Consider the following 25,243-nt stretch of genomic DNA (forward strand, 5'->3'; position numbering starts at 1 on the left):
CGTCGCCGAATTTCGACGAGCGCACGCTGCCGATCACGATGCTGGTGCTGCATTATACCGGCATGGTCGATGCGGCATCCGCGATCGCCCGCCTGCGCGACCCCGAGGCGAAGGTTTCCGCGCATTACCTCGTGGCCGAGGACGGCACGATTCTGCGATTGGTCGACGAGGACAAGCGCGCCTGGCATGCGGGCCGCTCGTACTGGCGGGGTATCACCAATGTGAACAGCGCCTCGATCGGTATCGAGATCGTCAATCCCGGGCATGAATTCGGTTATCGCCCATTTCCCGACGAACAGATCGGCGCACTCGTTCCTCTGGTGCACGATATCGAACGGCGGCACGGCATCACGCGCGGCAACGTCGTGGGCCATTCGGATATCGCGCCGGCGCGCAAGCAGGATCCAGGCGAGCTGTTTCCTTGGGGCAAGCTGGCGCGGCTGCGGCTCGCGCTCCCGCGCCCGACGAAGAATCTGATGGATCCGGGATGGACCGATGGCGGCTTCCTGATGGCGCTCGAACGCTTTGGCTATGACGTCGAGCAGCCCGAGGCCGCCGTCACGGCCTTTCAGCGCCGCTTCCGCCCCGAGCTAATCGACGGCGAGATTGACGCCGAGTGCCGCATGATCCTGCTCGCGCTGCTACTTCCCAAACCGCAGGGCGACGACTAAGTCGGGCCCAACCAGAGGGCCGGGCGGCCGCGGGGCATCCGTTTCGGATGCCGCGAGGAAAGTCCGGGCTCCGCGGAACCACGGTGCCGGGTAACGCCCGGCGGGGGCAACCCCAGGGAAAGTGCCACAGAGAGCAGACCGCCAATGTGCCCTTCGGGACGCAGGCAAGGGTGAAAGGGTGCGGCAAGAGCGCACCGCGCGACCGGCAACGGAAGCGGCAAGGCAAACCCCACCGGGAGCAAGACCGAATAGGGGCGGCATATGGGCCTGGTTCCGGCCCGTCGCCCGGGTTGGTTGCTTGAGGCGGCGCGCGAGCGTCGTCCTAGAGGAATGGTCGCCCATCGCGTTCGCGCGTGGACAGAACCCGGCTTACAGGCCCTCTGGCCGCTACCTTCGTGCTGTTTCGCGGCAGCCGCCGCAAAGCTCCGGCGCTTGCGCCGCCGGCGAAAGAAACCCGCGTGGCGTCAGCGGGCGACGGTCCAGTTTCCTTTCGAAACACGCTTCATCTGAACGCCGCAATGCGTGCACTGGCTGAAAATCTGGCCGTCGCGCGGGTCCAGTCTGGCAAGCCGGCGCGAACGGTGGTGTTTCCCCACCATGCAGCCGAGGCGCCTCAGAAGATTACTCATTTATGCACTCTTGCGGAAAAGAACCGCGCGGCGCGATAGCGATATCAACGTCCTCATGTCGAGTCGGCGTCACCGATTCCGACCGGAAATTTGTTGGACCGCGACTTCGCTGCAACTCTGGCCAGCGGCGGTCTGGATGCCTATCTTGCGCGTGTGAGCCGTTCGACACGATCCAATGACTGGGGCTTTCCGCGGTGGCGCAGCTATGGCGCGAGCCGCGAAGCAACGCAGGTCAAGCTTTGCGACCGCGCCGGGTGCGAAGAGCCCGGCGATCGTCCCGCGCCCAAGTCGCCCAACAGCCGCGAACGCTGGTATTTCTGCGAGCGGCACGCGGCGGAATATAACCGTAACTGGAACTATTTCGAAGGGCTGACCGCCGAGGAAGCGGCCAAGCGGGAGGCCGAGGAAAGGCGCGATGCCAGCGGATTTGCCGAGACCAGCCATTACAGCTGGGCAGGGCCCGGCGACGGCACGCGATCCCGTGACGAAATGCGCGCACTGGAAGTGCTGGAACTTGAATCGGATGCCGATTTCGAATCCGCGCGCGCCGCCTGGCGCCGGCTCGCCAAGGAAAACCATCCCGATGTACGGCCTGACGATGCCGAAGCCGCGAAACGCTTCCACGCGATTCAGGCGGCATGGGACGTCCTGAAATCCGCCGAGGACCGGCGGCAGTGGCGGGCCGATTGAAGACTCGCGTCCGGTCCAACTGGTCGAACGCCATTCTCGTCTGTTCGAAATGTTCGAAAAAGGTCGGCGGCGGCTTCGGCCCCAACGGCAAACAGTCGCTCGCCAAGGCTCTGCGCAAACATCTGGGGTTGAAGAAGGGACGCAAGAGTGCCGTCGGGATCGTCGAGGTGAAATGCCTCGGCATCTGTCCCAAAAACGCCGTAACGGTCGTCAACACCGATATGCCCGGCGAATGGCAGCTGGTGGAGCCGGGCGCCGATCTCGATCAAGTGGCCGCGGCGCTGGCGCTTTCGGACGACTGACCGCTTCAGAAATTCAGCGCTTCCGCCGCGGCGCGTTCGCAATCGAGATCGGCTGCGCGCGGGCTGTCCTCGCCGAAGATCGCTTCGGCGAGCTGCCCGATGAAATCACCGATCGAATCCGCCGATTCCGGTTCGTCGATCGACGGCGATTTGATCGTGCCGCGCACGGGAACCGCGCCTTCTACTCGCAACGTCACGTCCTGCTTGGGTATGCCGTTGAGCGCTATCGCCAGCCTTTCGTCGGGGAAGGCGATGGTGCCGCCCGCGCGGGTCAGCGCCCGGCTGGTGTCGATCCGCACGTTGCGCAGTGTCGCGGTTCCGTTTGCGAAATCGAAGCCCGCGACCAGGCAGCGCAGCCGTGCCTGTTCCGCATCATCGGGGAACAGTCCTCCGCCGACGTCCTGGCCGAGGAGCAGCGCCGTCTCTTCGGGAATGCTTCCCCCGGCGGCGGTGAGCGCGACCCGGCCGTCGGCCGCGCCGATCGCAGCCCGGACAGTGTCGCCGGTTCCGGTCAGCGCGATTCTGCCGTGCGCCGGCGCGGAAATGCCGGCGGACGGAAACAGATCGGCCAACTGGCCCTCGGATAGTTGGAGCTGCAGATGGAGTTCGGGACCGGCATCCTTCTGCGTTACCGTGGCTTCGCCGGCCAGGGTGCCGTTCGGCATGCCGAATGTCAGTGGCGCGATCGTCAGCGTGTCACCTTCCAGCTCGAGCACCGCGTCGAGGCTACGGAACGGCTTGGATCCCGGCCAGAGCAATTGATCGGCGGTGATCCGCAGCACGCCGTCGGTATTGCCGAGATTGTCCAGGTCGATCGCGGTATCGGGCACGACGCGCTCGCCGATGCGGGCGGTCTTTGCGGCTGCCTCGGCGCGACCGGCGTCGGATGCGAGATCGGCGAAATCGAATTGATCGGCGTGAAGTTCGCCGTCGATGCGAGTGTGCCCATCCTTTTTGAGCAGCGTGGCGCGGCCGGAGAAATCGGAACGGCCGACCCTGCCTGTGAGGTCCTCAATCCGCCACGTCTCGCCGTCACGGTACAACTGTGCCGCCATCCGCACCGGCTGCGTGCTCGGCAGACCGGCTTCGATCAACGCATCGACATTGGCGAGATCGCTGCCGTGGGCGCTCACCAGCGCATCGAGATCGGTGAAGGCCAGCGGGGCACCCATTGTGCCTTGCAGCGTCAGGCCCACCGCGCTTCCGTCAATTTGCAGGCCAAAGGGCCAGCGACCGGATTCGCGAACTGCGAAACCCGCGCCCTGCGCACGCACGGTTACCGAAGCGCCGCGCACCGTGCCGTTGCCGTTCAGCCGCAATCCCTTGTCGGAGCTGCCCGCGAGCGTCACGCGAAAGCTGCGATCCTTCACGGCATCGCGATAGTCTATCGCGACATTGCGCAACGTTAAGCGGGAAAGCCCGGCCAGCGGTGCCCCGCCGGAGCCGCTACCCTCGGGTTCGCCGGACCAGTTGGTGCGCTTGTCCGCGCGCCGGATCAGCCGCGCCTCAACCCCTTCGAGTCCGATTTGTTCGATCCGCACTGAGCCCCAGAGCAGCGAGAGCGCCGAAAAGCCCAGCTCTATGCGCTCGGCCTGCAGCATGGGCTGGTCGGTCTCGGCCCAGTCGGGCTGCGGAATGGAAAGATTCCGTATTTCGATAACCGGGTGAAGCGACACGCCGTCGACGCGAGCAACCGAACCGATCGAAACCGGCCGGTCCAACGACCGGCTGAGTTCGCGCCGTATGGTGTCGTCAAGCATCCCCCACGGAAAGGCGGCGAGCGCCAGCGTGGCGAGAACCAGCAACGCCAGCAGGCCGGCCAGGAGATAGCGCCAGTGGCGCTGCGTCCAGCGGCCGACGTCTGCAAACGTTGCGGGAATGGGATTTCTCCTTGCCTTTCAAGGCAAGGGGAGCGCCCGAGCGCCCGGATCGTTCCGTTCAGCCGGCGTATCGCCGCGCAGTCTCCTGGATCAGGGCAATCATGTTGGGAATGCCCTGTGTCCGGTTCGAACTGAGCTGATTGCGCAGGTCGAACGGCTCAAGCTCGGCCGTAATGTCGATCGCAACGATTTCCTCCGGCCTACGGTCCTGAACCGCGACCAGCACCAGCGCTATGATGCCTTTGGTGATCGCGGCGTTGGAATCCGCCAGAAAATGGAGCCGGCCATCGTCGCGGACGGTGGGATAGACCCAGACCTTCGCCGAACAACCGCGCACCAGCGTCGCGTCGGTCTTGAGCGCCTCGGGCATGGGTTCGAGCTGGCGCCCCAGATCGATCAGCAGCCGATAGCGGTCATCGGCTTCGAGGAAGTCATATTCGTCGTGGATTTCGCTGAGCGTCGGCATGGGCGCGCTATAGCGAAGACGGGCTCCCTGTGAACCCTTTGCCAGGGTCGGGGGAGCCCGTCGGTGGGTACGAAAGCCGCCTCGATGGGGGACGGGCGGCTTCCGATCCGGTCAGAGGTCGACGCCGGCGGCGATCGCCTCAAGCTTGCGGATGCGTTCCTTGAGATCGGCGATCTCGATCCGCGATCCGACCGTCCCATTGTCTTCGGCCGGGCCTTCGCGATCGCGCACCGGGCGACGATTGCTGAGCTCTTCCTGCTTGAGCGCGAGCCAGCCGCGCCAGCCGGAAAGTCCCGCGGTGATCATCATTGCCAGGCCGATCAGGCCGGCGGCGGCGACGGTGAGATAGATGTTGGGGTCGGTTGCCACATCGTCCTCCTGTCAGGCTTCGTTCTTGTCGCGCAGCTTTTCGATCTCGCGGTCGAGCCGCAGGCTGCTGTCATTGTCGGTGATCACGCGTTCGAGAACCTGTACCCGGTCCTTCAGCGTGCGGACTTCCTCGCGGAGCCGGGCGTTCTCTGCGGCCGAAGCGCCATCGTTGCGATCGACCTGATATTCGTTGCCGCGCCAGTCCTTGCGAATGCCGTAGCGGGCCTGAAGCACCCTGCCGATCGTGACCACCACGATGATGGCGACGACCATTTCAAAGGGGTTCATGGGTCTGTCTCCTTTGTGTGGTGGTTATTCGGCGGGCGTCAGCGCTGCTTCGCGCTCTGCCCGGCGGCGGGGGCGGTCCCGGCTTTCGGCGGCCCAGACGCCGAGGGCGCAGAAGGTGGCGATAACTCCAAATACGACGGTCATTTTCTTATACTCGCTCCCTGGCGCGCTCAGTTCATCGACTGGTCGCGCAGATTTTCGATTTCTTCGGCGACATCGACGCCGCGGTCGGTGGCGATCCGCTCGAGGACGCGCACCCGTCGTTCGAGCCGTTCGGTATGCGCCGCATATTGCGCGGCCTTTTCGGCGGTCTGGGCGGTGATGGCTTCGGACATCGCTTCCTTGTGCTTCAGCCAGCGTTCGAACCCGGCATATCCGATGCCCATCACGACCGGCAGGCCGACGACGATCACGAAGAAGAAGATCAGTGTTGCGTCCATGACAATTCTCCTCAGTCGGCGTCGCGAAGTGCGTCGATTTCGCGGCGGGTGCGCTCACCGGGATCGGTGGCGATCCGTTCGAGAACGGCAATCCGTTCCTCGAGCCGCGAAATCTGGCCGGTCAGCCGTTCATTCTCGTTCGAGAGCAGCGCGATCTTGCGATCCGCCTCGGGGTCGGTGCGCTGCGCGCTGCCGCCCCATTCATTTTCCAGCGGATATCCGTGGCGGGCGCGGATCGCGGTGGTGATCACCCATCCGATCGTAGAGATCGCGATGATCGCCAATATGAAACCCGGACCACTCCAACTCATCTCACTGCTCCCTGTTCGTTATTGCTCTGCGTTCAGCGCAGATTTTCGATTTCATCAGCCAGGCGCGTGTTGCGGCTGGTGTAGAAAACCTCGATATCCGACAGGCGACGGTCGATATCGCGGAATTTCGACCGGACTTCCGAAGTCGAGCGACGCGGATTGGTCCGAACGCCCTGCCAGAACTTGGCATCCTCCGGGTTGTCATAGAGCCCGAGGGGCTTGGGGCTGGCCATCCATGCGACTGCGAAATAGGCGATCAGCGTCCAGGGAAAGCCCCCGGCGATGGTCAGCAGGACCGCGCCAAGGCGGACCCAGATCACTTCCACGCCGGTATAGTCGGCGATGCCCGCGCAGACCCCGGACCATTTGCCGTTCTGCTTGTCGAGATAGAATTTGGTGCGGCTGGCGGACATCTCAATTCCTCCGGCTATAGTCATAGGGGTCGGCCTCTTCCGAAGCCGGCGGGGCAGGGCGGAAATCGGGATTGTCGGCGGCGATGATCCGTTCGATCGTCTGCAGCCGGTCCTCCAGGCGCCGGGCCGTATAGTGAAGCTCGTCGAGCAGCTTCTCATCCTCGTTGGTGATCGAGGCGGACTGTTTCCACTTGGTGACATAGTGAAGGATCACCCAGGGAAGTCCGATGAAGAGAATGCCGAGGACGATGATCGGCATGAAAATGTCTTCCATCGATCAACCCTCCTTGTTGACGCGCTTCTTCAGAGCTTCCAGTTCGGCTTCGACCTTCTCCGACGAACGCAGCTCGTTGATTTCCTCGTCGAGCGTCTTGGGCTGATCGCCCATGCCGGCGGCGTCCGCGCGCCCCTCGGCGAAATCGACCCGGCGTTCGAGCATGTCGAAGCGCGAAAAGGCTTCGCTCATGCGGCTGCCGTTGGTCATTTCGCGCATCCGGTAACGGTTGTTCGCCGTTTCGAGGCGCGTCATGATCGAATTCTGGCGGGTGCGTGCTTCGCGCAGCTTGTTCTGCAGCTTCGCGATATCCTCTTCCGAAGCCTTGAGCGCTTCGTCGAGCACCGAAATCTCGCTTTCGAGCTGTTCGCACATGTCGGCGGCCTTCTGGCGTTCGATCAGCGCTGCCTTGGCAAGATCCTCACGATCCTTGGAAAGCGCCAGCTCGGCCTTTTCGGTCCAGCTTTCCTGGAGCTTTTCCAGCTTGGTGATGTGGCGACGCATTTCCTTCTGGTCGGCGATGGTGCGAGCGGCGGAGGCGCGAACCTCGACCAGCGTTTCTTCCATCTCCAGAATGATCATGCGGATCATCTTCGCGGGGTCCTCGGCCTTGTCGAGCAAGTCGGTGACATTGGCGGCGATGATATCGCGGGTTCGTGAAAAGATGCCCATTGCAACGCTACTCCTTCGTGGTGGGTGGCGCCGGGACGGCTAGGGGGCCCCGTCCCGGCGCGAACCGCTCACCGGGGCAAGTGAGCGGAATTGGTTTGCCCGGCTTCAGGCGATGGCGGGGCCGACCGAGCTCAGCATGAAAATCGCGCTGAAAACGATCGAGCAGGCAACCGCTGCGAAAGCCGTGCGATAGTTGGTGCCCTGATAAGTCATTGTCTGTATCCTGAACCTTGGTTGTCGTTTTGCCCGTGTTGCCGGGCTTGCCCAATGCATTGCAGCAACCGTGCCAGTTTTTAAAACTGCGTTATATCAATAGGTTAGGATATTTTTCCGCGACCCGGAAAATTTGCAACTTGCCAAACATTGGTGAAGTACACCAAATATTGGGCATGGAGCGCATTACACAGGTTATCGGGCAATCGGGCGCGTTCCTCGACGCTCTGGAAAAGGCGAGCCGTGCGGCGGAGCTAGACCGGCCCGTGCTTGTTATCGGCGAGCGCGGCACCGGCAAGGAACTTGTCGCGGAACGCCTCCACCGCCTTTCGCGTCGCTGGGATCAGCCGCTCGTGGTCATGAACTGCGCGGCGCTACCGGAAACGCTGATCGAGGCTGAACTTTTCGGGCACGAGGCAGGGGCCTTTACCGGCGCCGCAAAGGCGCGCGCGGGCCGCTTCGAGGAAGCCGACGGCGGAACCTTGTTTCTCGATGAACTCGGCACGCTTTCGATGGCGGCTCAGGATCGTCTGCTGCGCGCGGTTGAGTATGGCGAGATCACCCGGATCGGCGCCTCGCGTCCGATCGAGGTCGATGTTCGCATCGTCGCGGCGACAAACGAGCATCTTCCCGATCGGGTCGAGAAGGGCACGTTCCGCGCCGACCTGCTCGACAGGTTGAGCTTCGAGGTCGTCACCTTGCCGCCGCTGCGTGCGCGGGCCGGGGACGTGATGGTGCTCGCCGATTTCTACGGGCGGCGCATGGCCGCTGAAATCGGCTGGCTCGACTGGCCCGGGTTCGGCCCGGCGGCCGAGGCCGCACTGCGTGGGTATGACTGGCCTGGGAACGTCCGCGAGCTACGCAATGTCGTGGAACGCGCCGTGTATCGTTGGGACCAGGATGGGCCGGTCGACGCCATCCAGATCGATCCGTTCGATTCGCCGTACCGTCCGCGCGCCAGGGCGCAGCCGCCCACAAGCGAAAGTTCCGAGACCGCCGGACAGGCCGCGGCTCCGGCCACGCCCGCATTCGATCCGTCGGGCGATTTCAAGGAACAGGTGGCGCAGTTCGAGCGGAGCCTGCTCGCGCAGGCACTTGCCGAGCAGCGCTACAACCAGCGCGCGACCGCCGAGGCGCTGGGCCTGAGCTATGACCAGCTTCGCCATGCGTTGAAGCGTCACGATCTGCTCGGCGGCAGTCCCGGCTGAGCGCGCAAGAAAGGCAATCGGTCGTTTCGATCACGACACAAGAAATTTTGATGGGGCCATATCGCGACCTATGCGTTAGGCGCGGTGATGGCTGGATACCAAAAGGAGGAAAACTACATGGCTTTCGAACTCCCCGCGCTCCCCTATGCGAAGGACGCGCTGGCGCCGCACATGTCGGCCGAAACGCTCGATTTTCATCATGGCAAGCATCACAAGGCCTATGTCGACAAGACCAACGGCTTCGTCGATGAAAAAGGCTTGGGCGGCATGAAGCTGTCGGAAATCATCAAGAAGGCCAAGGCCGATGGTGACAAGGGCCTGTTCAACAACAGCGCCCAGGTCTGGAACCACAGCTTCTTCTGGCAGTGCCTGACGCCGGAAACGACCGCGCCGACCGGCAAGCTTGCCGAACTGATCAGCGAAGGCTTCGGTTCGACCGACGCGCTGGTCGACAAGATCAAGGCCGAAAGTGCCGGTCATTTCGGCAGCGGCTGGGGCTGGCTGGTCCTCGACGGCGGCAGCCTGAAGGTAACGTCGCTGCACGACGCGGATACGCCGGTCGCCTATGAAGGCATGGTGCCGCTGCTGACGATCGACGTGTGGGAACACGCCTATTATGTCGATTATCGCAATTCGCGTCCGGGCTATCTGGATGCGGTTACGAGCAAGCTGATCAACTGGGACTTTGTCGCGAAGAACCTCGACGGCAGCGGCATCGCCGCGGCTGATCAGGGATAAGCCACACGACAGTTGCAGGAAGAACGGGCGTCGGGAAACCGGCGCCCGTTTCCGTTTGCGCCCCTTCGCGGGTCCCGAATCCTCTGCACTTGCCTTTCTAAGCCTGCCAAGCTTAGGTTGCTCCCGGGGCAACTGGGGGCTGGGCTTGGCACAAATCGCCGGGGGAGACGGTGCGCGTCTCCACCATTTCGACGCCGCGCACGCGATCATGTTGCTGATGGGGATCCCCTATCACGCCGCCTTGCTCTATCGCCTTTCCGGCGACTGGATTCTGGTTTCCCCCGACAGGAGCGTCACTGCAACGCTGATCGTGGCGTTGATCCACAGCTTTCGCATGCCCGCCTTCTTCATCCTTTCGGGATATTTCGGGGCGATGTTGCTGCACCGGCGCGGCGCGAGCGCATGGTTGCGCCAGCGGCTGCTGCGCATCGGTGTTCCAATTGTCGGTAGCCTGTTGCTGTTCGGGTTTGCCGAGCATTTCCTGTTGTCGATGGCGCAGGGCGACATGAATCCGGCGGAAGTGCTGGCGGACATGGCGTCGCGGCCCGATTTCCTGTTCCATCGCTGGTTCCTGATCGTACTGCTGCTGCTCTCGCTCGCGCTTTTGGGAGTATTGCCACTTGCGCAGCACTATCGCTCCGCGGCCGCTGTTTTCGTCCGGCGGCTTCAGGTGCGCGGGCTGATCTGGCTCCCGCTGGCGGCGCTGTGCCTCGCTTCGGTCGCAGCGGGGCTTTTCGATGTCGCGGCGCAGGCGCTGGGGTGGCCGCTTTTCGCCGAATATGGCCGCAAGTTCCTCTACTTCGCGCCGTTCTTCTTTGCGGGCGCCGCGTGCCAGCTTCACGGGCGATTGCTCGTACACTTCCTCAACGTCACCCGTCGCCAGATCTGGATCACGGCAATCCTGCTGCTTTGCTATGTAGCCAGTTATCGCGGCTTCTACGGCCCTGACTTCGTAGCGGCTCACCCCTATGTCGCGCTGGGAATCGGCATCGTGCGCGATTTCACTGCCGTCGCGACGGGATTTGCCGTTACCAGGTTATTCCTTGCATGGGCGCGAAACCGGTTCGCCGCGCCCAGCCAACGCGTCCGCTATGTCGTCGACGGCGCACTGGGCATCTACCTGTCCCATATGCTGTTCGTGTTGCTGTACGGCGGGATGTTCCTTCATGTGACACTGCCGCCGATGCTGGAGATCGCACTGATTTCCGGTGCTTCACTGCTGAGCGTGCTGGCGGTGCATCATCTGACCCAGCGAAGCCACCTTCTCGCGCTGCTGTTGAACGGCACGCCGCTCAGGTTGCGCGCCGAACCGCGGTTCCGCTCACCCTTCCGGCGGTAGCGGCGCGTCCTTTTCGGTTTGCAGCCCGTGCTTCATCAGCATCGGGATGTTCGCCAACGCGAACACGAACGTCATCGGGATGACGCCCCATGTCTTGTATGCGACCCAGCCGTCCCAGCTCAGAAAATAGCGGGCGACTTCGTTGAGCACTGCCATCGCGACGAAAAAGACCGCCCAGTTGACCGTTAACAGTCGCCAGCCTCTGGCGGTCAGCCCGGGATAGGCGCTTTCGAGCAGCATCTGCAGCAAGGGCTTTTTCGCAACCAGCCCGTAAAACAGGATCGCGGCGAACATCGCATAGACCAGCGTCGGCTTGATCTGGATGAAGACCTCGTCGTGGAAATAGATTGTGAGGCTGCCGAAAACCAGAACCAGCCCGCCAGAGATCCACAGCATCGGCGAGATCCGCCCGGCCTTCCAGAAGGAAAGCGCCATCGCCGCGGCCATCGTGACCATGAAGGCCGCAGTCGCCGCTAGCGCCTTCTGGAGCTCGGATTCGGCGGGGTACAGCGCGTTGACCGCGAAGAAGACGATCAGCGGACCGAAATCGATCAACATCCGCATGCCCGGCGAAAGCGGTGGTTTCGTGGAAGAGCCGTTCATCTTGAAATTCCTGTTGGGGCCGCGCCTCTGGAGGCCCGTTAGCATCGTTGCGAAGGCATGGCGTGCGAGGAATTGCTACGCTAGTCGCCGGTCAGTTCCTCAACCCCGGCGATGATGCGGGCGACTTCCTGCGCGTCGAAGGGGCGCAGGTCGTCCACCTTTTCGCCGACGCCGATCGCATGGATCGGCAGACCGTATTTTTCGGCCGCCGCCACAAGCACGCCGCCGCGCGCGGTGCCATCGAGCTTGGTCATTACCAGGCCGGTGACGCCGGCAACTTCCTTGAAGACCTCGATCTGGCTCAGCGCATTCTGTCCGGTCGTCGCATCGAGCACCAGCACCACGTCGTGCGGCGCCGCAGGATTGAGGCGCCCGAGCACCCGACGGATCTTGGCCAGCTCGTCCATCAGTTCGCGCTTGTTCTGCAGGCGCCCCGCCGTGTCGACGATCAGGACGTCGGTGCCGATCTCGGTGGCCTTCTTGACTGCTTCGAACACGATGCCCGCAGCATCGCCGCCCTCCGGGCCGGACACGATCGGCACGCCGATGCGATCGGCCCAGGTGCGCAGCTGCCCGATCGCGGCGGCACGGAATGTGTCGCCGGCGGCAAGCATCACCTGATAATCCTGTTCGAGGAACAGATTGGCGAGCTTGGCGATGGTCGTGGTCTTGCCCGATCCATTGACGCCGATGACCAGGATCACTTGCGGGCGCGGAAACGCATCGATCTCCAGCCGCTTTGCCGCCGGTTCGAGCGACTTGGCGATTTCCTCGGCGACGACCAGCCGGATGCCGAGTTCCTCCATACCGCGTTCGAACTGGCCTTCGGCAAGCCGCTCGCGAATCCGCGCGGCGACACCGGGGCCGAGATCGGATGCGATCAGCGCTTCCTCGATTTCGTCGAGCGTGTCGTCGTCGAGGCGCGCGCCGGTGAGGCCCGCCAGATTGCCGAGCAGCCGGTCCGATGTCTTGCGAAAGCCGCCGAGCAGCTTCTGATGCCAACCGGGACGTGTGCTCATGCCGGCTCTCCCAACAGATGATCTCCTTCGATGCCGGTGATGGAAATGCCGATCACCGGGGACAGTCCCGGTGCCGGTTCGAAATGGATTTCGGCGTAGGATTCGCCATGCCCGCGCGTTCCGCTGCGTTCGACCAGCACATTCTGCCGCGTGCCGACCAGGCTTTCCAGCCAGCGATCACGGCGTGCGGCAGAGGTTGCCCGCAACGCCGCAGCGCGCGCCTTGACCGTTTCGCGCGGAAGCTGGGGCATGCGCGCCGCCGGCGTGCCTTCGCGCGGGCTGTATGGGAAAATATGGCCGTGCACGATGTCGCAATCGTCGATCAGCGCCAGCGTATTGGCGGCCATCGCCTCGTCCTCGGTCGGGAAGCCGGCGATGAGGTCGGCGCCGATCGCGATTTCGGGCCGCGCAGCCTTGAGCCGTTCGACGATGCGAACGGCTTCCGCGCGATTGTGGCGGCGCTTCATCCGCTTGAGGATCATATCGTCGCCAGCCTGCAGCGAAAGATGGACGTGCGGCATAACCCGCGGCTCCTGCGTCATCAGCGTGAAGAGCCGGTCGTCGATTTCAATCGAATCGAGCGAGGATAGCCGCAGCCGGGGCAGGGCAGGGACGTGCTTCATAATGCGCTCGACCAGTGTGCCCAGCGTCTGCGTTCCGGGCAGGTCGGCGCCGTAGCTGGTTAAATCTACGCCCGTGAGCACGATTTCGTGATGACCGGCATCGACCAGTGCGGCGATCCGCTCGACCACTGCCCCCGCGGGCGCGGAACGGCTGTTCCCGCGTCCGAACGGAATCGCGCAAAAGGTGCAGCGGTGATCGCATCCGTTCTGCACCTCGACAAACGCCTTGGCATGGGCGGAAAAGCTCGCGGAGAGATGCTGCGCCGTTTCCGCCAGCGCCATCACGTCGCTGACGATCACCGGCTCCGCGCTCTTCCAGGCCGACGGCGACAGCTTCTCGGCGTTTCCGATCACCCGGTCGACTTCGGGCATGGCGGCAAAGGTCTGGGGGTCGAGTTGTGCCGCGCAGCCGGTTACGATCAGCTGCGCACCGGGGCGAGCGCGTCGGGCCCGCCGAATTGCCTGGCGTGTTTGCTTTACTGCCTCGTTGGTCACGGCACAGCTGTTCACCACCACCGTGTCGGCTTCGCCGAGCAGCGTGCGTATCGTTTCGCTTTCGGCTAGGTTGAGCCTGCAGCCCAGCGAAACGACATCGGGTGCATGAGAGGCCTGGAGGGAAGGAGCCGTCATGGCGGACGATCTAGTTGCGGCGGACGGCGAAGTCCACGCGAAGGCGCGTGAGATATTGGTCTTCTGGTTCGAATGGCTGATGCCCGAACAGCATTTCTCGAAGTCGGAGGCGCTCGACGCGACGATCTCGGAACGGTTCGGCGCCTTACGCGACCAGGTTCTCGCAACGCGTGCCAAGGGCTGGCGTGCGGATCGCGACACATTGCTCGCCGCGGTAATCCTGCTCGACCAGTTCTCGCGCAACATGCATCGCGGCACGGCAGACGCCTTTGCCGGCGATGGGCTTGCCCTGGAGCTTTCGCAACTGGCGATCGCGCGCGAATGGGATCGCGGCATGACGACCGCGCAACGGCAGTTTCTCTACATGCCATTCATGCATGCCGAGGATGCCGAGCTGCAGCGGCGGTCAATCGCATTGTTCGAATCGCTGGGCGACGCCTATGTGTTGAAGTTCGCGCGCGAACATGCCGAAGTGATCGCGCAATTCGGTCGTTTTCCGTCGCGCAATGCTGCCTTGGGCCGAATCTCGACGGCCGAGGAGCAGGCCTATCTCAGCCGGCCAGACGCTGGCTGGTAGCGGGGCGCGGTGGGACATCGCCCGAGGACTGGACATCGGATTCGCGCGGCGTCGACTGGCCCCGCAGCAGGCGCCGCTCGGCAAGCAGGCGCCGTGCGGCGGTGACCGATAGCGGCTTGCCGTAATACCAGCCCTGCGCCTTGGCGCAGCCGATCGCGCGGAGCCGTTCCGCGATCGCCGCGGTTTCGATCCCCTCCGCAGTGACGGGTAGGTTAAGGCTTTCGCCGAGCCGTGCAATCGCATTGACGATCGCCGCTGAATCGGCGCTTTCATTGATCGACTGAACGAAGCTCTTGTCGATCTTGATCCGGTCGAACGGCAAGGCGCGCAGGTGCGCGAGCGAAGAATAACCGGTGCCAAAATCGTCGAGTGCGATGCGAACGCCCTGGTTCTTGAGGCTTCCGACGATCGACTGGGCCAGCGCCAGATTCTCGAACAGGGAGCTTTCCGTGATCTCCACCTCGAGCCGGGTAGGCGGAAAGCCGGTTTCGGCGAGCACCTTGATGATCTTCTGCGCCAGCCATGCGTCGCGGAGCTGCCAGGGCGAGATATTGACCGAAAGCGAGAGCGAGGGATCCCAGTCGCGCGCGGCAGAGAAGGCCTGCTTCATGATCGAAAGCGAGAGATCGCCGATCATGCCGGTTTCCTCGGCGATCGGAATGAATATCTCGGGACTGATCGTGCCGCGCTGGGGATGCTCCCAGCGCGCCAGCACCTCGAAACCGTGCAGCCGTTCGCTGGCGAGATCGATCTGCTGTTCGAAATAGGGAACGATTTCGTGGTTGGGAATCGCGTGGCGCAGGCCGTTTTCCAGGTCGTTCCGGGTCTGAAGCTCGCGCTCCATCGAATGATCGAAGCACGCGAAGCGATTGCGCCCCGACTTCTTGGCCGCATACATGGCAATGTCCGCGGATCGCATCAGCGTGTCGATCGACCGGCAATCGAAATCCGATCGCGCGATGCCCAGCGAACAGCTGATGTGCAGCCGCAGGCCCTCGGCTTCGAACGGTTGCGCCATGCGGCTGACCAGCCGCTCGGCGATACGCTCCACGGTCGATGGGTCGGCAGGATCGAACTTGAACGCGCAGGCAAATTCGTCGCCACCCAGTCGTGCGGTCAGCGCCGCGGGCGGCATGGCATCGGCGATTTCGGCGGCAACCGCACGCAAAAGCGCATCTCCCACCGCATGGCCGTGCATGTCGTTGATCGTCTTGAAATGATCGAGATCGAGCACCATCAGCGCCATCGCTTTGTGGCGCCGTCCCGCGCGCACGAACAGTGAAGCACCTTCCTCGGCGATGCTGCGGCGATTGAGAAAACCGGTCAGCGGATCGCGAGAGGCCAGCATATAGGCGCGTTCCTCGGCAGCCGCGCGAACTTTGACTTCGTCGCGAAGCGCGGCATGGCGACGCCAGCCGAACAGAATCAGGGCGACGTTGAGCAATAGTGCGATGACAAGCGATCGATCCGCCGGCGCGCCGCCTTCGAAATAATATCCGATGCTGGTCGACAGCACGGAGCTGCCGATGCCGACGAACATCAGGATGGCCGCGATGCTGAACGCGCCGATCAGCAGGTCGCTGCTCCCGGCGTTTCGCGTCTCCGCCTCAGTATCCGCTTTTTGCGATGCCATCCCGATTGGACCCCTATAGATCGTGCGGTTATTCCTCCACGGAAGTATAGATCGGGTTAAACCCCGTTCCGCTTGCGCCGTGCAGCCGGTTCGGCTATTGCGCCGCGCAGTCGTTCCTGACGAACGCGTACCGACAGGCCCCTATCCGGGCTACGCTGGCCGACGAGGTTTCGTCCGCCGGCGTTTTGTGCGTTTTCGCCATACGGCGCTGAATTTGGAGTGATTGTGTCATGTTCGATAGTCTGAGCGAACGGCTTGGCGGCGTATTTGATCGCCTGCGCAGCCGTGGCGCGCTGACCGAGGCCGATGTCCGCACCGCGATGCGCGAAGTGCGGGTCGCGCTGCTCGAAGCGGACGTGGCGCTGCCGGTCGCGCGAAAGTTCGTCGACCAGGTTACCGAAGCGGCGATCGGCCAGAATGTCCTGCGCTCGGTGACGCCGGGCCAGCAGGTGGTGAAGATCGTCCACGACGCACTCGTGGAGATGCTCGGCCCCGACACCGCCGAGCTCGAAATCGACGTCACGCCGCCCGCCGTGGTCATGCTGGTGGGTCTTCAGGGCTCGGGCAAGACCACCACCACCGCCAAGCTCGCCAAGCTGCTCAAGAAGCAGGGCAAGAAGGCGATGATGGCGTCGCTCGACGTCAATCGGCCCGCCGCGCAGGAACAGCTTGAAGTGCTCGGCACGCAGACCGAGGTCAACACGCTGCCGATCGTAAAGGGGCAGCAGCCGGTCGAGATCGCCAAACGCGCGCTGCAGTCGGCGAAGCTGCAGGGCTATGACGTGCTGATGCTCGATACGGCGGGCCGTTTGCACGTCGATCAGGCGCTGATGGACGAGATGAAGGCAGTCGCCGACATTTCGAAGCCGCAGGAAATCCTGCTCGTCGTCGACTCGCTGACTGGCCAGGACGCCGTCAATGTCGCGCAGAGCTTTTCCGAACAGGTGCCGCTGACCGGTGTCATTCTGACGCGCATGGACGGCGATGCGCGCGGCGGCGCGGCGCTGTCGATGCGCTCGGTCACGGGCAAGCCGATCAAGTTCGCGGGCGTCGGCGAAAAGCTGGACGCCATCGAGCCCTTCCATCCCAAGCGCGTTGCGGGCCGTATCCTCGGCATGGGCGACGTCGTGTCGCTGGTCGAAAAGGCCGCCCAGTCGATCGAGCAGGAAGATGCCGAGCGCATGGCGCAGCGGCTGGCCAAGGGAAAGTTCGACATGAACGACCTGCGCTCGCAGCTTGCGCAAATGCGCAACATGGGCGGGCTCGGTGCGCTGGCCGGGATGATGCCCGGCATGAAAAAGGCGCAGCAGGCGATGGCGAACGGCGCGGTCGACGAGCGCGTGCTGCTGCGCATGGATGCAATGATCACCTCGATGACGCCAAAGGAGCGCGCCAAGCCCGAGCTGCTCAACGCCAAACGCAAGATCCGTATCGCCAAGGGCTCGGGGACGACCGTTCAGGACGTCAACAAGCTGCTCAAGATGCATCAGGAGATGCAGACCGCGATGAAGAAGCTCAAGAAAATGGGCGGCATCAAGGGGTTGATGGCGATGCTCGGCAAGGGCGGGCCCGGCGGCGGCATGGGCGGCGTCGGCAATGCGCTGGGCGGTCCTGAACTGGGTGACATGATGGGCAAGATGGGCGGGCCCGGCGGCGGCCTTCCCGGGCTTCCGGGCGGTGGCGGCGGCCAGCCCAAACTTCCGCCCGGCTTCGAGAATCTGATCAAGAAAAAGTGAGTTTCCGTCGCTCCTGTGGAGGCGGGAGCCCAAGTCTCTCCATCATGAGGGGCGACGGTTTTTTGGAACGTGAAACGGCCCCTGCCTCCGAAGGGGCGATGAAGGAAAGAGACTGAACAATGGCAGTTAGCATGCGTCTGTCGCGCGGCGGTTCGAAGAAGCGCCCCTATTACCGGATCGTGATCGCCGACGCGCGCAGCCCGCGCGACGGCAGCTTCATCGAGAAGATCGGCACCTACAACCCGCTGCTCGCCAAGGATGACGAGAAGCGCGTCACGCTCGACGCCGAGCGCGCCAAGCATTGGCTGAGCGTGGGTGCACAGCCGACCGATCGCGTTGCCCGCTTCCTCGATGCCGCTGGTCTGAAGGAACGCGCCGCTCGCAACAATCCCAAGAAGGCGGAACCGGGCGAAAAGGCCAAGGAACGCGCCGAGGAGCGTGAAGAGAAGCTGAAGGCGGCGCAGGAAGCCGAAGCTGAAGCGGTTGTCGCGGCGGAAGTCGAAGCGGCGACCGAAACGCCGACGCCGGAAGCCGAGCAGGTCGCCGAAGCGACCAGCGAAGAGACGCCCCCGGCCGAGGCCTGAGCCTTGCCAACCGACAAGCCCGTCACGCTCGCCGTCGTCATCGGCGCACATGGCGTGACGGGCGAGGTTCGCCTCAAGATCTTTGCCGAGGATCTCGACGCCTACAAGGCGTTCAATTCGGGCCGCCTCACGCTCAAATCGCTGCGTGAGGGCCCGAACGGCGCCATCGCACGCTTCGCCGAAGTGAAGGACCGAAACGCGGCCGAGGCGATGCGCGGCACCGAGCTCACCGTGCCGCGAACCGCGCTGCCCCCGCTGGGCGAGGGCGAATATTATCATGTCGACCTGCTCGATCTCGCTGCCGTCTCCGAAAACGGGGAGACGTTGGGACGCGTGATCGCTGTCGACAATTACGGCGCCGGGGACGTGCTCGAAGTCGAACGGCCCGACGGCAAGCGCTTCATGGTGCCGATGCAGCCGGACGCCGTTCCCGAGTTCGACGACAACCGAATCATTATCGCGCAAGCGTTTGCCCAAGGCTGATTTGCCTTGCGGTTCCGGCATCCGGGCCGCGCGCCGGGCCGCGACATGCCATAGTATCTAGCCGAGATATTCTATCCGAGCGGACTCTTCTATGGTGCGCGAAGGAAATAAATTTTATATATGAACAAGAAAATATCGATACTCTATAACAATATATAAAATAATACTGCAGGACCTTCGGGATAGTGAAAAGTGTATTGCACTTTATTTAGTGATGTCGTGCCTCTGTCATTGTTCTGTAACGAACGTTATTTTGTATTTTTCATACCGCGATAAATTTGCGTTTATGGGAAGCTTTCGTTGCGTTCGCCGGCGGTTCCTGTTCTAATACATTCGCTATTCCAAGCGGCCTGATTGTCTCTCGACAGCGCACGCCCCCTTTTCGGGGTGCCTCGCGCATTCGGCCCGCGCACAACAGAGGAGCGATGTGGATGCAGAGCCAGAACGGCGTCTTTGCGCCTGAAACGACGCAGGATTACGGGGACGATCCGGTCGCCGTCCGCGATACCGACACCTATACCGGAGAATATGTCCGCGGGTTCGTCGACAAGTGGGACGAGCTGATCGATTGGGACGCCCGCGCCAAGAGCGAGGGCCAGTTTTTCATCGACGTGCTGAAAGCGCGCGGCAAGAAGAGCGTGCTCGACGTTTCGACCGGCACGGGCTTCCACTCGGTGCAGCTGCTCAAGGCGGGATTCGACGTGACGTCGGCCGACGGCTCAGCGGAAATGCTCGCAAAGGCGTTCAAGAATGCAATGGACCAGGGCTTGATGCTCAAGACCGTTCATGCCGACTGGCGCTGGCTCAATCGCGATGTCCACGGCAAGTATGACGCGATCATCTGTCTCGGCAACAGCTTCACGCATCTGTTCGACGAGAATGATCGTCGCCGCGCGCTCGCCGAATTTTATGCCGCGCTCAAGCATGACGGCATCCTGATTCTCGATCAGCGCAACTACGACCGGATTCTCGACGAGGGATTCGATACGAAGCACAAATATTATTATTGCGGGGACAAGGTCACTGCCGAACCCGAGCATGTCGACGATTCACTGACGCGCTTCAAATACAGCTTCCCGGACGGGTCGCATTACTATCTGAACATGTGTCCGATCCGTAAGGACTACATCCGTGGCCTGCTGCGTGACGTCGGTTTCCAGCAGATCCACAGCTACGGCGACTTCCAGGAGGAAGGCGAGGAAAAATCCCCCGACTTCTTCATCCATGTCGCGGAGAAAAGCTATGACGGTTGATGCCGGCGTAGCCACTGCCCGCGATTATTACGACAGCGCCGATGCCGACGATTTCTACCACACCATCTGGGGTGGCGAGGACATTCATGTCGGCCTCTACGGCGAGACGCAGGATATTCGCACCGCGAGCCGCAAGACCGTGGATCACATGGCGGCCCGCCTCGGCGACCTGTCGGGGAAGAAGATCCTCGATATCGGCGCCGGTTACGGTGGCGGCGCGCGGCGGCTGGTAACCGAGCATGGGGCGGGGCACGTCACCTGCCTCAACATCGCCCCGCGCGAGAATGACCGGAACCGCGAACTGACCAAGGCGGCGGGCCTGAATGACCGGATCGACGTGGTCGACGGCTCGTTCGACGACATCCCGTTCGATGCCGACAGCTTCGACATCATCTGGAGCCAGGACGCGATCCTGCACGCGCCCGATCGCAAGGCAGTGCTCGACGAAGTCGCGCGCGTGCTCAAGCCGGGCGGCCAGTTCATCCTGACCGATCCGATGCAGGCGGACGGGCTGACCGATACCTCGGACCTGCAGCCGATCTATGATCGCATCCACCTGCCCGATCTGGCGTCCTTCGGTTTTTACCGTGAGGAACTGGGCAACCGCGGTTTCGATGTGGTCGAGATCGAGGATCACACGCCGCAGCTGGCCAATCACTATGGCCGCGTCGCCGAGGAACTTGACGCGCGCCGCGCCGATGTGAAGGCAAGCGACGCGTTCGTCGACCGGATGCTCAAGGGCCTGTCTTATTGGGTGGAAGGCGGCCGGGCGGGCAAGCTCGCCTGGGGCATCATGCACTTCCGCAAGCGCTGATCGGCGTTTCAGCGCCCCGGCCGGTGCCATGCGCGCGGCCGGGGCGCGATTTATCGGGTGCGCGGCGCCCGCGAAGCTGCGACACGGCACCATGACCGCGCCGCGCTATCTGATCGACACCAATATCGCCATTCGCCTGATGCGCGGCGGCAGTTCGCGCATCGAACATCGTATTGCCAGCTTGGGGCAGGGCGCCGTCGCGCTGTCGGCGATCAGCCACGCCGAGTTGATGCAGGGTATAGGGCGACACGGTGCTGAGGCCGTTACCCGGCTAGAGGGGCTGCTCGAAACCATCCCGGTTCTGCCCTTTGACGATACCGCCGCGCGTGCCTTGCCGAGGGCGCAAAAGGCAAAGGGACGGATGGACCGGATGATCGCCGCGCATGCGCTGACGCTTGACTGTTGCCTCGTCACCGCCAACACGCGCGATTTCCGGGACGTGCCCGGGCTGCGTATCGAGGACTGGACGATCTGACGTGCCCTTTGCCGCGACGATATTGACGCTCTACCCGGAGATGTTCCCCGGGCCGCTCGGGATTTCGCTGGCGGGCAGGGCGCTACGCGAGGGAAGCTGGTCGCTCGATGCCGTGCAGATCCGCGATTTCGCGACCGACAAGCATCGTTCGGTGGACGACACCCCGGCGGGGGGCGGCGCGGGCATGGTGCTGCGCGCCGATGTGCTTGCGGCGGCGGTCGACAGCGTCGCCGACGATCGCCCGGTGCTGGCGATGAGCCCGCGTGGCAGACCGCTGACGCAGGAACGGGTTCGGCAACTTTCGGCAGGGCCGGGCGTGACGATTTTGTGCGGGCGTTTCGAAGGCTTTGACGAGCGTTTGTTCGAGGCGCGCGACATCGAACCGGTGTCGATCGGCGACTATGTGCTTTCGGGCGGCGAAATCGGCGCGTTCGTGCTACTCGACGCTTGCATTCGGCTGCTTCCCGGCGTAATGGGCGCGGCTTCAAGCGGAGATGACGAGAGCTTCGAGACGGGGCTGCTCGAATATCCGCAATATACCCGACCTGTCGAATGGGAAGGACGCGCGATCCCCGAAGTGCTGCGATCGGGGGATCATGCGAAAATCGCGGCCTGGCGCAAGTCGATGGCAGAGCGAGATACACGGCTAAGGAGGCCGGACCTTTGGGAGCGCCACGAGGGCGCTCGGGTTCAGTCTCCCTCTGGCGCGCGGCGAAAAGACTAGGGACGATTGAGATGAACCTCATTCAGACGCTCGAAGCCGAGCAGATCGCCAAGTTCAACGAGGCGAAGAAGATACCGGATTTCCGCGCCGGCGACACGCTGAAGGTCGGCGTGAAGGTGGTCGAAGGCGAACGCACCCGAATCCAGAATTTCGAAGGCGTGTGCATCGCGCGTTCGAACAAGGGCATGGGCTCGAGCTTCACCGTGCGCAAGATTTCGTTCGGTGAGGGCGTCGAGCGCGTCTTCCCGCTCTATTCGCCCAACGTCGACAGCATCGAAGTCATCCGTCGCGGCGTCGTGCGTCGCGCCAAGCTCTATTATCTGCGCGGTCGCCGCGGCAAGTCGGCGCGTATCGCCGAGCGTCGCGACAACCGCCCGCAGGAAACCGAAGCGGCCGAATAAGCCGGGTTTCCCGTAAGGGGTTTGCAAAGGGGCGCGGAAGTATCGGCTTCCGCGCCCCTTTTCGTTTCGGCCGTGGGTATGATCTTCTTCAGTCGGCGGCTTCCAGCATGTGCTTGATCTCGGCCACGCGGTCATGCCCTGCGCGGACCGACATATAGCAGGATTCGATCAGCGCCCGCGTTTCTGCGGAGACATGTTCGTCCCGCATCGCGCGCTCGAATTCCTCCTTGAGATAATCCTCGCCGCGCTCGATTTCGGAAACCATCGCTTCGTCGCCGCCGCCAAGGACGCGACGAAAGGCTTCGATACGGCGGTGCACCGTCGCTGCAAAGGACCCATATTCGGCGGGCGTTCCGCCTAGTGCGCGGCTTCCCTGCTGCAGCCGATCGAGCATTTCGAGCCGATCCTGCGCCATTTGCGCGAAAAATGTCGCATATCGGCCGGCATCGGAATGTTCCGACGAATATTCATAGCCGCGAATGCTGTCGATCGTGGTGACGATGAGGTCGTCGAGCTTCGCGATGTCGGTGTTGGCGGACATGGGGGAATCTCCTTGCAATCACCGTTCGTCAACGAATGTCGCCGAGCGCCGGTCCGGGCAAAGATGCCTAATCGAAGCTGAATCGGAGACATATGTGTCACGCGGGCCGGCCACGGGGCGGCTGACGGGTGATTGTAGAGCCGGGTGCGTGCAGCTAGACCGGCGCACATGGCCGGTTCGGATCATTCAGATATCAGCGCGGCGCCCATCAAGTGGCGGTTTCCCGAAGTGCACCCCGAAGGGCGCAAATATGTCCTGATCGCGGGCGTGCTGACCTTCGTGTCGCTTTGGATCTGGGATTTCTGGGTGTGGCCGATGCTGTTCCTGACGATCGGTGTCGCGGCGTTCTTCCGCGACCCAGTGCGCGTCGTGCCGCAAGCGGGGGGTGTTCTAGTTTCCCCGGCCGACGGACTGGTGACGCTGGTCGAACGCGTGCCGCCACCGCCCGACCTGGCCGGCGATGCCGCCCTGGGCGAGGCGCCGCTGGTCCGGGTATCGATCACGATGACGATCTTCGATGTCCATTTGAACCGCGCGCCGATCGGCGGCACCGTGCGGCATGTCATCTATGTTTCGGGCAAGTTCCTCAACACCGAGCGCGACAAGGCAAGCGAAGAGAATGAGCGGCAGCACCTGATTATCGAGCATCGCGACGGCACCCGGATCGGCATGACCCAGATCGCCGGGCTCGTGTCACGCCGGGTCGTATCCTTCGTGAAATCGGGCGATATCGTCGTTTCGGGACAGCGGGTGGGTCTGATCCGCTTTGGCAGCCGGGTCGACATCTATCTGCCGGACGATCATGTCTGCCAGCTGGCGCCCGGTCAGCGCTGCGTCGCCGGAGAGACGATCATCGCCCGGCGCGGCGGCTCCCCGGTTACGGGTGTGGCGCAATAGGGAGGAGCTGCCGGCGCGCTGCGCCAGCGCTCAGGCGGCGTTGCGAAATGCCGCATGCGAGGCGCTGACCCGCACTTCACGCGAGCGGCGCGACCCGCGCGGATGCCGGGGCAGGGCCTCAGTCTGAATCGGGCCATGCGACAGGAGAAACCGGATGCGCTGCATCTTCGGCGCCACGCTGGCGGCGATCGCCCAGATGCTGAATCCGAAAACGCTTGCGAAAAAGGCGTAGGCGACAATGGCGCTCATCGTTCGATCCCCCAATCGTGATGCCGACAATCGCGAAGAATTGCGGCATCCGTGTTCGCGAACCGTTCTCTCGTCCGCCTTACGGACCTGTTATGTTCCCATGACGTTCCGCCGTCAAGCTGTGAATTATTCTTGATATCGCGCGGGGTTTCCGCTAGGCGCGCGCCTTCAACCCGCATGGGAAGCACATAACCCGGTGCTCCGCCGGCGCCCCAGGGCGCACGGAGTCATCGCTTCCCAGAGGATCAACCGGAAGGAGACTATCCTATGGCGGCACCTGTCGTCACGATGCAGCAACTGCTCGAATCTGGCGCCCATTTCGGCCACCAGACCCATCGTTGGAACCCGAAGATGAAGCCTTACATCTTCGGCGATCGCAACGGTATCCACATCATCGACCTGAGCCAGACCGTGCCGCTGATGGCGCGCGCGCTCGACTTCATCAACGCCAGCGTGGCGGGCGGCGGCAAGGTGCTGTTCGTCGGCACCAAGCGCCAGGCGCAGGAGCCGATCGCCGAAGCCGCGCGCAAGTCGGGCCAGCATTTCGTCAACCATCGCTGGCTGGGCGGCATGCTCACCAACTGGAAGACGATCAGCCAGTCGATCCGTCGCCTCAAAAGCCTCGAGGAAACGCTGTCGGGGGACACCCACGGCCTGACGAAGAAGGAAATCCTCAACCTGACGCGCGAACGCGACAAGCTGGAACTCAGCCTGGGCGGCATCCGCGACATGGGTGGCATTCCCGACATCATGTTCGTGATCGACGCGAACAAGGAAGAGCTGGCGATCAAGGAAGCCAACACGCTGGGTATCCCGGTGGTTGCAATCCTCGATTCGAACGTGTCGCCGGACGGTATCGCATTCCCGATCCCCGCCAATGACGACGCCAGCCGCGCGATCCGCCTCTACTGCGAAGCAGTGGCGATCGCCGCGACGCGCGGAGGCCAGGACGCGGCCGCGGCCAGCGGCGCCGACATGGGCGCGATGGAAACCCCGCCCGTCGAGGAAGCGGTGAGCGAACCGGAAGCTCCGGCTGCATCGACCGAAGCCGAAACCGCTCAGGAAGGCGAGCGTCAGATCGACGCCTGACCCGCCACG

Annotated in this window: 33 protein-coding genes and 1 other RNA gene; 18 read left to right on the forward strand and 16 right to left on the reverse strand. The window is 63.3% G+C overall.

Features of this window, described 5'->3' with window-relative positions:
- Positions 1-38 precede the first annotated feature (38 nt).
- The gene (locus G5C33_RS11010; RefSeq protein WP_165328829.1) at positions 39-671 is read left to right on the forward strand and encodes an N-acetylmuramoyl-L-alanine amidase; all 633 of its coding nucleotides are present in this window, start codon (positions 39-41) and stop codon (positions 669-671) included.
- An 11-nt stretch (positions 672-682) separates the two neighbouring features.
- Positions 683-1,059, forward strand: an RNA gene (gene rnpB, locus G5C33_RS11015) — RNase P RNA component class A.
- Positions 1,060-1,135: 76 nt separating this feature from the next.
- Here the strand turns inward: rnpB and G5C33_RS11020 are convergent.
- On the reverse strand, positions 1,136-1,300 hold the full coding sequence (locus G5C33_RS11020) for a hypothetical protein (RefSeq protein ID WP_165327254.1): 165 nt from the start codon (positions 1,298-1,300) through the stop codon (positions 1,136-1,138).
- A 153-nt stretch (positions 1,301-1,453) separates the two neighbouring features.
- Between G5C33_RS11020 and G5C33_RS11025 the strand changes: the two genes are divergently transcribed.
- Positions 1,454-1,990 carry a J domain-containing protein gene (locus tag G5C33_RS11025; RefSeq protein WP_165328830.1) on the forward strand — a complete coding sequence of 179 codons (537 nt, stop codon included), beginning with the start codon at positions 1,454-1,456 and terminating at the stop codon, positions 1,988-1,990.
- On the forward strand, positions 1,987-2,292 hold the full coding sequence (locus tag G5C33_RS11030) for a thioredoxin domain-containing protein (RefSeq protein ID WP_228275036.1): 306 nt from the start codon (positions 1,987-1,989) through the stop codon (positions 2,290-2,292). The genes G5C33_RS11025 and G5C33_RS11030 overlap by 4 nt, the downstream gene beginning before the upstream one ends.
- Positions 2,293-2,297: 5 nt before the next feature.
- Here G5C33_RS11030 and G5C33_RS11035 read toward each other — a convergent pair whose 3' ends face one another.
- From G5C33_RS11035 to pspA, 9 genes are all read right to left on the reverse strand, one after another.
- A complete protein-coding gene (locus G5C33_RS11035; RefSeq protein WP_228275291.1) occupies positions 2,298-4,172 on the reverse strand; it encodes an AsmA family protein in 1,875 nt (624 codons plus the stop codon).
- Positions 4,173-4,230: 58 nt separating this feature from the next.
- Positions 4,231-4,638, reverse strand: coding sequence for a SufE family protein (locus G5C33_RS11040; RefSeq protein WP_165327257.1), 408 nt, complete (start codon positions 4,636-4,638; stop codon positions 4,231-4,233).
- A 111-nt stretch (positions 4,639-4,749) separates the two neighbouring features.
- Positions 4,750-5,007 carry a hypothetical protein gene (locus G5C33_RS11045; RefSeq protein ID WP_165327258.1) on the reverse strand — a complete coding sequence of 86 codons (258 nt, stop codon included), beginning with the start codon at positions 5,005-5,007 and terminating at the stop codon, positions 4,750-4,752.
- 12 nt (positions 5,008-5,019) lie between these two features.
- Complete coding sequence (locus G5C33_RS11050) at positions 5,020-5,295, reverse strand: hypothetical protein (RefSeq protein ID WP_165327259.1); 276 nt, start codon at positions 5,293-5,295, stop codon at positions 5,020-5,022.
- Between the two features lie 170 nt (positions 5,296-5,465).
- The gene (locus tag G5C33_RS11055) at positions 5,466-5,735 is read right to left on the reverse strand and encodes a hypothetical protein (protein WP_165327260.1); all 270 of its coding nucleotides are present in this window, start codon (positions 5,733-5,735) and stop codon (positions 5,466-5,468) included.
- Between the two features lie 11 nt (positions 5,736-5,746).
- Positions 5,747-6,046, reverse strand: coding sequence for a hypothetical protein (locus G5C33_RS11060; RefSeq protein WP_165327261.1), 300 nt, complete (start codon positions 6,044-6,046; stop codon positions 5,747-5,749).
- 32 nt (positions 6,047-6,078) lie between these two features.
- Complete coding sequence (pspC, locus tag G5C33_RS11065) at positions 6,079-6,459, reverse strand: envelope stress response membrane protein PspC (RefSeq protein WP_165327262.1); 381 nt, start codon at positions 6,457-6,459, stop codon at positions 6,079-6,081.
- A 1-nt stretch (position 6,460) separates the two neighbouring features.
- Positions 6,461-6,733 carry an envelope stress response membrane protein PspB gene (gene pspB / locus G5C33_RS11070; RefSeq protein ID WP_165327263.1) on the reverse strand — a complete coding sequence of 91 codons (273 nt, stop codon included), beginning with the start codon at positions 6,731-6,733 and terminating at the stop codon, positions 6,461-6,463.
- 3 nt (positions 6,734-6,736) lie between these two features.
- The gene (pspA, locus tag G5C33_RS11075; protein WP_165327264.1) at positions 6,737-7,405 is read right to left on the reverse strand and encodes a phage shock protein PspA; all 669 of its coding nucleotides are present in this window, start codon (positions 7,403-7,405) and stop codon (positions 6,737-6,739) included.
- A gap of 389 nt (positions 7,406-7,794) precedes the next feature.
- On the opposite strand from pspA, the gene pspF reads away from it, so the two are divergent.
- The 3 genes from pspF to G5C33_RS11090 all read left to right on the forward strand — a co-directional run bounded on the left by pspF (position 7,795) and on the right by G5C33_RS11090 (position 10,903).
- Positions 7,795-8,826 (forward strand): phage shock protein operon transcriptional activator, encoded by a 1,032-nt coding sequence (pspF, locus tag G5C33_RS11080; protein WP_165327265.1) that lies wholly within the window; start codon positions 7,795-7,797, stop codon positions 8,824-8,826.
- A 117-nt stretch (positions 8,827-8,943) separates the two neighbouring features.
- Positions 8,944-9,564: a superoxide dismutase gene (locus G5C33_RS11085; protein WP_165327266.1), complete on the forward strand. Its 621-nt coding sequence runs from the start codon at positions 8,944-8,946 to the stop codon at positions 9,562-9,564.
- Between the two features lie 145 nt (positions 9,565-9,709).
- Positions 9,710-10,903, forward strand: a complete 1,194-nt coding sequence (locus tag G5C33_RS11090; protein WP_165327267.1) for an acyltransferase family protein — start codon at positions 9,710-9,712, stop codon at positions 10,901-10,903.
- Here G5C33_RS11090 and G5C33_RS11095 read toward each other — a convergent pair.
- The 3 genes from G5C33_RS11095 to mtaB all read right to left on the reverse strand — a co-directional run bounded on the left by G5C33_RS11095 (position 10,886) and on the right by mtaB (position 13,778).
- Positions 10,886-11,506: a septation protein A gene (locus G5C33_RS11095; protein WP_228275037.1), complete on the reverse strand. Its 621-nt coding sequence runs from the start codon at positions 11,504-11,506 to the stop codon at positions 10,886-10,888. The genes G5C33_RS11090 and G5C33_RS11095 overlap by 18 nt on opposite strands.
- An 80-nt stretch (positions 11,507-11,586) precedes the next feature.
- Positions 11,587-12,525 carry a signal recognition particle-docking protein FtsY gene (gene ftsY / locus G5C33_RS11100; RefSeq protein WP_165327268.1) on the reverse strand — a complete coding sequence of 313 codons (939 nt, stop codon included), beginning with the start codon at positions 12,523-12,525 and terminating at the stop codon, positions 11,587-11,589.
- Entirely contained in the window at positions 12,522-13,778 is a 1,257-nt protein-coding gene (mtaB, locus tag G5C33_RS11105; protein ID WP_165327269.1) for a tRNA (N(6)-L-threonylcarbamoyladenosine(37)-C(2))-methylthiotransferase MtaB, read from the reverse strand. Before mtaB ends, ftsY begins: the two co-directional genes overlap by 4 nt.
- Here mtaB and G5C33_RS11110 point away from each other — a divergent pair.
- Positions 13,777-14,355 (forward strand): DUF924 family protein, encoded by a 579-nt coding sequence (locus tag G5C33_RS11110; RefSeq protein ID WP_165327270.1) that lies wholly within the window; start codon positions 13,777-13,779, stop codon positions 14,353-14,355. The two genes, mtaB and G5C33_RS11110, sit on opposite strands and share 2 nt — an antisense overlap.
- On the opposite strand, the gene G5C33_RS11115 is transcribed toward G5C33_RS11110, so the two are convergent.
- The gene (locus G5C33_RS11115) at positions 14,330-15,988 is read right to left on the reverse strand and encodes a putative bifunctional diguanylate cyclase/phosphodiesterase (protein WP_165327271.1); all 1,659 of its coding nucleotides are present in this window, start codon (positions 15,986-15,988) and stop codon (positions 14,330-14,332) included. The genes G5C33_RS11110 and G5C33_RS11115 overlap by 26 nt on opposite strands.
- A gap of 230 nt (positions 15,989-16,218) precedes the next feature.
- Between G5C33_RS11115 and ffh the strand changes: the two genes are divergently transcribed.
- From ffh to rplS, 8 genes are all read left to right on the forward strand, one after another.
- A complete protein-coding gene (gene ffh, locus G5C33_RS11120) occupies positions 16,219-17,724 on the forward strand; it encodes a signal recognition particle protein (protein WP_165327272.1) in 1,506 nt (501 codons plus the stop codon).
- Between the two features lie 119 nt (positions 17,725-17,843).
- Entirely contained in the window at positions 17,844-18,308 is a 465-nt protein-coding gene (rpsP, locus tag G5C33_RS11125) for a 30S ribosomal protein S16 (RefSeq protein WP_165327273.1), read from the forward strand.
- 3 nt (positions 18,309-18,311) lie between these two features.
- Entirely contained in the window at positions 18,312-18,791 is a 480-nt protein-coding gene (rimM, locus tag G5C33_RS11130) for a ribosome maturation factor RimM (protein ID WP_165327274.1), read from the forward strand.
- Positions 18,792-19,222: 431 nt separating this feature from the next.
- On the forward strand, positions 19,223-20,044 hold the full coding sequence (locus tag G5C33_RS11135) for a glycine/sarcosine N-methyltransferase (protein WP_228275038.1): 822 nt from the start codon (positions 19,223-19,225) through the stop codon (positions 20,042-20,044).
- Positions 20,034-20,858, forward strand: coding sequence for a class I SAM-dependent methyltransferase (locus tag G5C33_RS11140; protein ID WP_165327276.1), 825 nt, complete (start codon positions 20,034-20,036; stop codon positions 20,856-20,858). Before G5C33_RS11135 ends, G5C33_RS11140 begins: the two co-directional genes overlap by 11 nt.
- Positions 20,859-20,949: 91 nt before the next feature.
- Positions 20,950-21,333, forward strand: a complete 384-nt coding sequence (locus tag G5C33_RS11145; RefSeq protein WP_165327277.1) for a type II toxin-antitoxin system VapC family toxin — start codon at positions 20,950-20,952, stop codon at positions 21,331-21,333.
- A 1-nt stretch (position 21,334) separates the two neighbouring features.
- Positions 21,335-22,057: a tRNA (guanosine(37)-N1)-methyltransferase TrmD gene (gene trmD, locus G5C33_RS11150; RefSeq protein ID WP_165327278.1), complete on the forward strand. Its 723-nt coding sequence runs from the start codon at positions 21,335-21,337 to the stop codon at positions 22,055-22,057.
- Positions 22,058-22,068: 11 nt separating this feature from the next.
- Positions 22,069-22,458 (forward strand): 50S ribosomal protein L19, encoded by a 390-nt coding sequence (gene rplS, locus G5C33_RS11155; RefSeq protein ID WP_165327279.1) that lies wholly within the window; start codon positions 22,069-22,071, stop codon positions 22,456-22,458.
- Positions 22,459-22,546: 88 nt separating this feature from the next.
- Here the strand turns inward: rplS and G5C33_RS11160 are convergent, their stop codons facing one another.
- Complete coding sequence (locus G5C33_RS11160) at positions 22,547-22,999, reverse strand: PA2169 family four-helix-bundle protein (protein WP_165327280.1); 453 nt, start codon at positions 22,997-22,999, stop codon at positions 22,547-22,549.
- A gap of 168 nt (positions 23,000-23,167) precedes the next feature.
- Between G5C33_RS11160 and G5C33_RS11165 the strand changes: the two genes are divergently transcribed.
- Positions 23,168-23,896, forward strand: a complete 729-nt coding sequence (locus tag G5C33_RS11165) for a phosphatidylserine decarboxylase (protein ID WP_165327281.1) — start codon at positions 23,168-23,170, stop codon at positions 23,894-23,896.
- A gap of 30 nt (positions 23,897-23,926) precedes the next feature.
- Here G5C33_RS11165 and G5C33_RS11170 read toward each other — a convergent pair whose 3' ends face one another.
- Positions 23,927-24,145, reverse strand: a complete 219-nt coding sequence (locus tag G5C33_RS11170) for a hypothetical protein (RefSeq protein ID WP_165327282.1) — start codon at positions 24,143-24,145, stop codon at positions 23,927-23,929.
- Between the two features lie 267 nt (positions 24,146-24,412).
- Here G5C33_RS11170 and rpsB point away from each other — a divergent pair, with 267 nt between their 5' ends.
- Positions 24,413-25,234: a 30S ribosomal protein S2 gene (gene rpsB, locus G5C33_RS11175; RefSeq protein WP_165327283.1), complete on the forward strand. Its 822-nt coding sequence runs from the start codon at positions 24,413-24,415 to the stop codon at positions 25,232-25,234.
- Positions 25,235-25,243: the final 9 nt, after the last annotated feature.

This window comes from Sphingosinithalassobacter tenebrarum, from assembly GCF_011057975.1.
In the GTDB taxonomy this organism is placed as follows: Bacteria; Pseudomonadota; Alphaproteobacteria; order Sphingomonadales; family Sphingomonadaceae; genus Sphingomonas; species Sphingomonas tenebrarum.

Coding starts and splice junctions, on each gene's coding strand:
- G5C33_RS11085 (WP_165327266.1), top strand. CDS start 8,944: ATGGCTTTCGAACTCCCCGCGCTCCCCTATGCGAAGGACGCGCTGGCG.
- G5C33_RS11010 (WP_165328829.1), top strand. CDS start 39: ATGCTGGTGCTGCATTATACCGGCATGGTCGATGCGGCATCCGCGATC.
- pspC (WP_165327262.1), bottom strand. CDS start 6,459: ATGTCCGCCAGCCGCACCAAATTCTATCTCGACAAGCAGAACGGCAAA.
- G5C33_RS11020 (WP_165327254.1), bottom strand. CDS start 1,300: ATGAGTAATCTTCTGAGGCGCCTCGGCTGCATGGTGGGGAAACACCAC.
- pspA (WP_165327264.1), bottom strand. CDS start 7,405: ATGGGCATCTTTTCACGAACCCGCGATATCATCGCCGCCAATGTCACC.
- G5C33_RS11095 (WP_228275037.1), bottom strand. CDS start 11,506: ATGAACGGCTCTTCCACGAAACCACCGCTTTCGCCGGGCATGCGGATG.
- G5C33_RS11115 (WP_165327271.1), bottom strand. CDS start 15,988: ATGGCATCGCAAAAAGCGGATACTGAGGCGGAGACGCGAAACGCCGGG.
- rplS (WP_165327279.1), top strand. CDS start 22,069: ATGAACCTCATTCAGACGCTCGAAGCCGAGCAGATCGCCAAGTTCAAC.
- ftsY (WP_165327268.1), bottom strand. CDS start 12,525: ATGAGCACACGTCCCGGTTGGCATCAGAAGCTGCTCGGCGGCTTTCGC.
- ffh (WP_165327272.1), top strand. CDS start 16,219: ATGTTCGATAGTCTGAGCGAACGGCTTGGCGGCGTATTTGATCGCCTG.
- G5C33_RS11040 (WP_165327257.1), bottom strand. CDS start 4,638: ATGCCGACGCTCAGCGAAATCCACGACGAATATGACTTCCTCGAAGCC.
- G5C33_RS11110 (WP_165327270.1), top strand. CDS start 13,777: ATGGCGGACGATCTAGTTGCGGCGGACGGCGAAGTCCACGCGAAGGCG.
- G5C33_RS11145 (WP_165327277.1), top strand. CDS start 20,950: ATGACCGCGCCGCGCTATCTGATCGACACCAATATCGCCATTCGCCTG.
- G5C33_RS11165 (WP_165327281.1), top strand. CDS start 23,168: ATGGCCGGTTCGGATCATTCAGATATCAGCGCGGCGCCCATCAAGTGG.
- pspF (WP_165327265.1), top strand. CDS start 7,795: ATGGAGCGCATTACACAGGTTATCGGGCAATCGGGCGCGTTCCTCGAC.
- G5C33_RS11140 (WP_165327276.1), top strand. CDS start 20,034: ATGACGGTTGATGCCGGCGTAGCCACTGCCCGCGATTATTACGACAGC.
- G5C33_RS11055 (WP_165327260.1), bottom strand. CDS start 5,735: ATGGACGCAACACTGATCTTCTTCTTCGTGATCGTCGTCGGCCTGCCG.
- G5C33_RS11135 (WP_228275038.1), top strand. CDS start 19,223: ATGCAGAGCCAGAACGGCGTCTTTGCGCCTGAAACGACGCAGGATTAC.
- rpsP (WP_165327273.1), top strand. CDS start 17,844: ATGGCAGTTAGCATGCGTCTGTCGCGCGGCGGTTCGAAGAAGCGCCCC.
- rpsB (WP_165327283.1), top strand. CDS start 24,413: ATGGCGGCACCTGTCGTCACGATGCAGCAACTGCTCGAATCTGGCGCC.
- G5C33_RS11160 (WP_165327280.1), bottom strand. CDS start 22,999: ATGTCCGCCAACACCGACATCGCGAAGCTCGACGACCTCATCGTCACC.
- G5C33_RS11060 (WP_165327261.1), bottom strand. CDS start 6,046: ATGAGTTGGAGTGGTCCGGGTTTCATATTGGCGATCATCGCGATCTCT.
- mtaB (WP_165327269.1), bottom strand. CDS start 13,778: ATGACGGCTCCTTCCCTCCAGGCCTCTCATGCACCCGATGTCGTTTCG.
- pspB (WP_165327263.1), bottom strand. CDS start 6,733: ATGGAAGACATTTTCATGCCGATCATCGTCCTCGGCATTCTCTTCATC.
- G5C33_RS11170 (WP_165327282.1), bottom strand. CDS start 24,145: ATGAGCGCCATTGTCGCCTACGCCTTTTTCGCAAGCGTTTTCGGATTC.
- G5C33_RS11050 (WP_165327259.1), bottom strand. CDS start 5,295: ATGAACCCCTTTGAAATGGTCGTCGCCATCATCGTGGTGGTCACGATC.